Here is a 3633-nt window from a genome sequence, read left to right as displayed (position 1 = left end):
CACCGTTTCCTCTCCGACCTGAAGGTCGGAGTATCCACGGCGCAAATCCGATGACGACCCCGACGGCGGGTACCCCGGTCAGCGAGAGCAGCACAGCGGGACAGACCCCGACCGCCAAGCCCGAGCCGGACGCCGTTCCCGCTCAGGACGCCGGCGCAGAGGACGACGCCGCAGCGGACACCGACGCCGCCGCCCCGTCGGCGGCCCACGTCGCCGCCCAGCCCGCGGACGTCCGGGAGGAGGAGGCGGCCCAGGCGAAGGAGGAGACCATCCCCGCGCTCGACCTGAGCGGGGTGGTGAGCGGCTACGAGGACACGACGGTGCTGCGCGGCGTCTCCCTCACCGTGCCGCGCGGCACGGCGGTGGCGCTGCTCGGGCCGAACGGGGCGGGCAAGACGACGCTGCTGCGCACGGTCTGCGGGCTGCTGCGCCCCACCGCCGGCCGGGTCGAGATGGAGGGCACGGACATCACCCGGCTGGCGCCGCACCGCCGGGCCAGGCTGGGGCTGTGCCACATCCCGGAGGGCCGGGGCATCTTCCGGAGCCTGACCGTCCGGGAGAATCTGATCATGCAGTCGTTCCCGGGGGGAGAGTCCGCGGCCATCGAGCGCGCCGTCGAGGCGTTCCCGGTGCTCGGGGAGCGGCTCACCCAGACCGCGGGCACGCTCAGCGGCGGCCAGCAGCAGATGCTGGCCATGGCCCAGGCTCACGTGCGCAGTCCGAAGCTGATCCTCGTCGACGAGGCGTCCCTGGGCCTCGCGCCAGTGATCGTCGACGAGATCTTCGCCTTCCTGCAGGCGGTGAGCGCCGAGGGCACCTCACTGCTGCTGGTCGACCAGTTCGTGGTCCGTGCGCTCGGCATCGCGACGACGGCGTACGTGCTGCGGCGCGGTGAGATCGTCTTCGGTGGGCCCGCGGCGGAGCTGATGTCCGAGGACGTGTTCGCCCGCTACGTCGGCGGCGCCGAGGACTGACCCGACCCACGGCCCGTCACCGCTGCCCCACGCCGGCGAACCCTGCCCGGCGTGGGGCGGCTCTCTGTCCGGGGCCTGCCGCCGAAGGGGGCGCGAGGCGGGGGCAACGGGTTACGCTGCCCGCTGGCGGTTCGTCCGGTGCCGACCGTCGGCATCCGCCTTCCCGCGGGACGCCGAGGGGGGAGCCGATCACCGCCGGGCGCCTGTTGGCATGCCCACATTCACACACGTTGTCGGACACGCGATCATCGTGTTAATAATCTGCCCGTTATTCCCGACGGTTGGCGCGCGCTCCCCGGTCCTCGCGCCGGCACCGGGATCGACGGTGATCCGCAGGTGATCGGCGAAGAGGAGAAGGTCATGACAGCCCCGGCAGCCGGTTCCGTCCCGCCCCTGGTAGCGGGCCAGACCTACCAGGAGATGAAGGTCGGCAGCGTGTTCCGGACGCCGGCGCGCACGATCACCGAGACGGACCTGGTGCTGTTCCGCCAGCTCGTCGGCGTCTCCGAGCCGCTGTTCATGGACGCCGAGCACGCCAGGTCCGTCGGCTACACCGGGCGGCTCATCCCCGGGATGATGGTCTTCTCCTACGCCGAGGGCCTGGTCCTGCAGACCAACGTGCTGCACGGCACCGGCATGGCGTTCATGCAGACGGACCTGTCGATCAGCGCCCCCGTCTACGTCGGCGACACGCTCACCGTCGTCGTCGAGGTCACCGAGTCGCGCCCCGCCAGCCGCGGCAACCGCGGCGTGGTGACCACCCGCAACACCGTTCACAACCAGCGCGACGAGGTCGTCCTCACCTACAACCCGGTGCGCCTCATCCGCGGGGGCGAGTGAGCGCCGCCCGACAGGCACAGGAACCGGGCAGACAGACGACAGGAGCGGGGCAATGGGCAGGATCGCGCAGACCGACGGGCTCACCGACGTCCAGGCCGACATTCTGGCGGCCGTGCGCACGTTCGTGGACAAGGAGATCCTCCCAAACGCGGGTGATCTCGAGAAGAAGGACGAGTACCCCGAAGAGATCATCAACGCGATGAAGGAGATGGGGCTGTTCGGGATCACCATTCCCGAGCAGTACGGCGGCCTAGGCGAGTCGCTGCTCACCTACGCGCTGGTGGTCGAGGAGATCGCCCGTGGCTGGATGAGCGTCTCCGGCGTCATCAACACCCACTTCATCGTCGCCTACCTGGTGCTGCAGCACGGCAGCGAGGAGCAGCGCGCCCGGCTGCTGCCGAAGATGGCCACCGGGGACTGCCGCGGCGCCTTCTCGCTGAGCGAGCCGGGCTGCGGCTCGGACGTCTCCGCCATCACCACCCGCGCCGAGCGCGACGGCGACGACTACGTCATCACCGGCCAGAAGATGTGGCTGACCAACGGCGCCCGCTCCGGTGTGGTCGCGACCCTCGTCAAGACCGACGAGGGCGCCGACTCGGTCTACAAGAACATGACGACGTTCCTGCTGGAGAAGGAGCCGGGCTTCGGCACCCACGGCGGGATCACCATCCCCGGCAAGCTCGACAAGCTCGGCTACAAGGGCGTCGAGACGACCGAGATGATCCTCGACGGCCACCGGGTGCCCGCGTCCGCCATCCTCGGCGGCGAGGACAAGGCCGGCCGCGGCTTCTACCAGATGATGGACGGCGTCGAGGTCGGCCGGGTCAACGTCGCCGCCCGCGCCTGCGGCATCATGATCCGCGCCTTCGAGCTGGGGATCGCCTACGCCCAGCAGCGCCGCACCTTCGGCCACCAGATCGCCGACCACCAGGCCATCGCCTTCAAGCTCGCCGAGATGGCGACCAAGGTCGAGGCCGGCCATCTGATGATGGTGAACGCCGCCCGCAAGAAGGACAACGGCGAGCGCAACGACGTCGAGGCCGGCATGGCGAAGTACCTGGCCAGCGAGTACTGCCACGAGGTGACCACCGAGTCGTTCCGCATCCACGGCGGCTACGGCTACTCCAAGGAGTACGAGATCGAGCGTCTCTACCGCGAGGCGCCGTTCATGCTCATCGGCGAGGGCACGTCCGAGGTGCAGAAGCGCATTATCAGCCGCGCCCTGCTCAAGGAGTACAAGCTCCACTAGGCCCCGCCGCACCCCAGGCGCGATCCCGAGCCCGCCATCCAGGAGAACGAGGCGATCCATGCAGTTCGGCCGGTACTACGAGGAGTTCGAGGTCGGCGCGGTCTACAAGCACTGGCCCGGCAAGACGGTCACCGAGTACGACGACCACCTGTTCTGCCTGATCACGATGAACCACCACCCGCTGCACCTCGACGTGAACTTCGCCGAGAAGACGACGCAGTTCAAGCGGAACGTGGTCGTCGGGAACTACGTGTACTCGCTGCTGCTGGGCATGTCCGTCCCGGACGTCTCCGGCAAGGCGATCGCGAACCTCGAGGTCGAGTCGCTGCGCCACGTCGCCCCCGTCTTCCACGGCGACACCATCTACGGCGAGTCGACCGTGCTCGACAAGGTCGAGTCGAGGAGCAAGGACGACCGCGGCATCGTGACCGTCGAGACCCGCGGCCACAACCAGGACGGCACCCTGGTCTGCATCTACCGCCGCAAGGTCATGGTCCCCAAGCGCGCCTACGGCGAGGCCCGCGGCGGCGAGCAGCCCGGCCGCCCCGAACCCGCCCCCCAGGCCTGACC

The 3633-nt window shown here is 69.6% G+C and carries 4 protein-coding genes; all 4 read left to right on the top strand.

Annotation, left to right across the window (positions count from 1 at the left end; translation table 11 throughout):
* Nucleotides 1-50: 50 nt before the first annotated feature.
* The 4 genes from C1A33_RS22285 (at nt 51) to C1A33_RS22270 (ending at nt 3631) form a co-directional block, all read left to right on the top strand.
* Nucleotides 51-974: an ABC transporter ATP-binding protein gene (locus tag C1A33_RS22285; RefSeq protein WP_133150787.1), complete on the top strand. Its 924-nt coding sequence runs from the start codon at nt 51-53 to the stop codon at nt 972-974.
* 360 nt (nt 975-1334) lie between these two features.
* A complete protein-coding gene (locus C1A33_RS22280; RefSeq protein WP_101833324.1) occupies nt 1335-1814 on the top strand; it encodes a MaoC family dehydratase in 480 nt (159 codons plus the stop codon).
* Between the two features lie 52 nt (nt 1815-1866).
* On the top strand, nt 1867-3063 hold the full coding sequence (locus C1A33_RS22275) for an acyl-CoA dehydrogenase family protein (protein ID WP_101833322.1): 1197 nt from the start codon (nt 1867-1869) through the stop codon (nt 3061-3063).
* Nucleotides 3064-3121: 58 nt separating this feature from the next.
* Entirely contained in the window at nt 3122-3631 is a 510-nt protein-coding gene (locus tag C1A33_RS22270) for a MaoC family dehydratase (protein WP_101833321.1), read from the top strand.
* Nucleotides 3632-3633 lie beyond the last annotated feature (2 nt).

It is taken from the genome of Frankia canadensis, assembly GCF_900197875.1.
Lineage (GTDB): Bacteria > Actinomycetota > Actinomycetes > Frankiales > Frankiaceae > Frankia > Frankia canadensis.
Note: the sequence above shows the minus strand (reverse complement) of the source record. Positions and strands in the feature narration are given on the sequence as shown.

What these genes read in the sequence shown, in the direction of transcription:
- C1A33_RS22285 (WP_133150787.1), top strand. Translation starts at nt 51, where the DNA reads ATGACGACCCCGACGGCGGGTACCCCGGTCAGCGAGAGCAGCACAGCG.
- C1A33_RS22280 (WP_101833324.1), top strand. Translation starts at nt 1,335, where the DNA reads ATGACAGCCCCGGCAGCCGGTTCCGTCCCGCCCCTGGTAGCGGGCCAG.
- C1A33_RS22275 (WP_101833322.1), top strand. Translation starts at nt 1,867, where the DNA reads ATGGGCAGGATCGCGCAGACCGACGGGCTCACCGACGTCCAGGCCGAC.
- C1A33_RS22270 (WP_101833321.1), top strand. Translation starts at nt 3,122, where the DNA reads ATGCAGTTCGGCCGGTACTACGAGGAGTTCGAGGTCGGCGCGGTCTAC.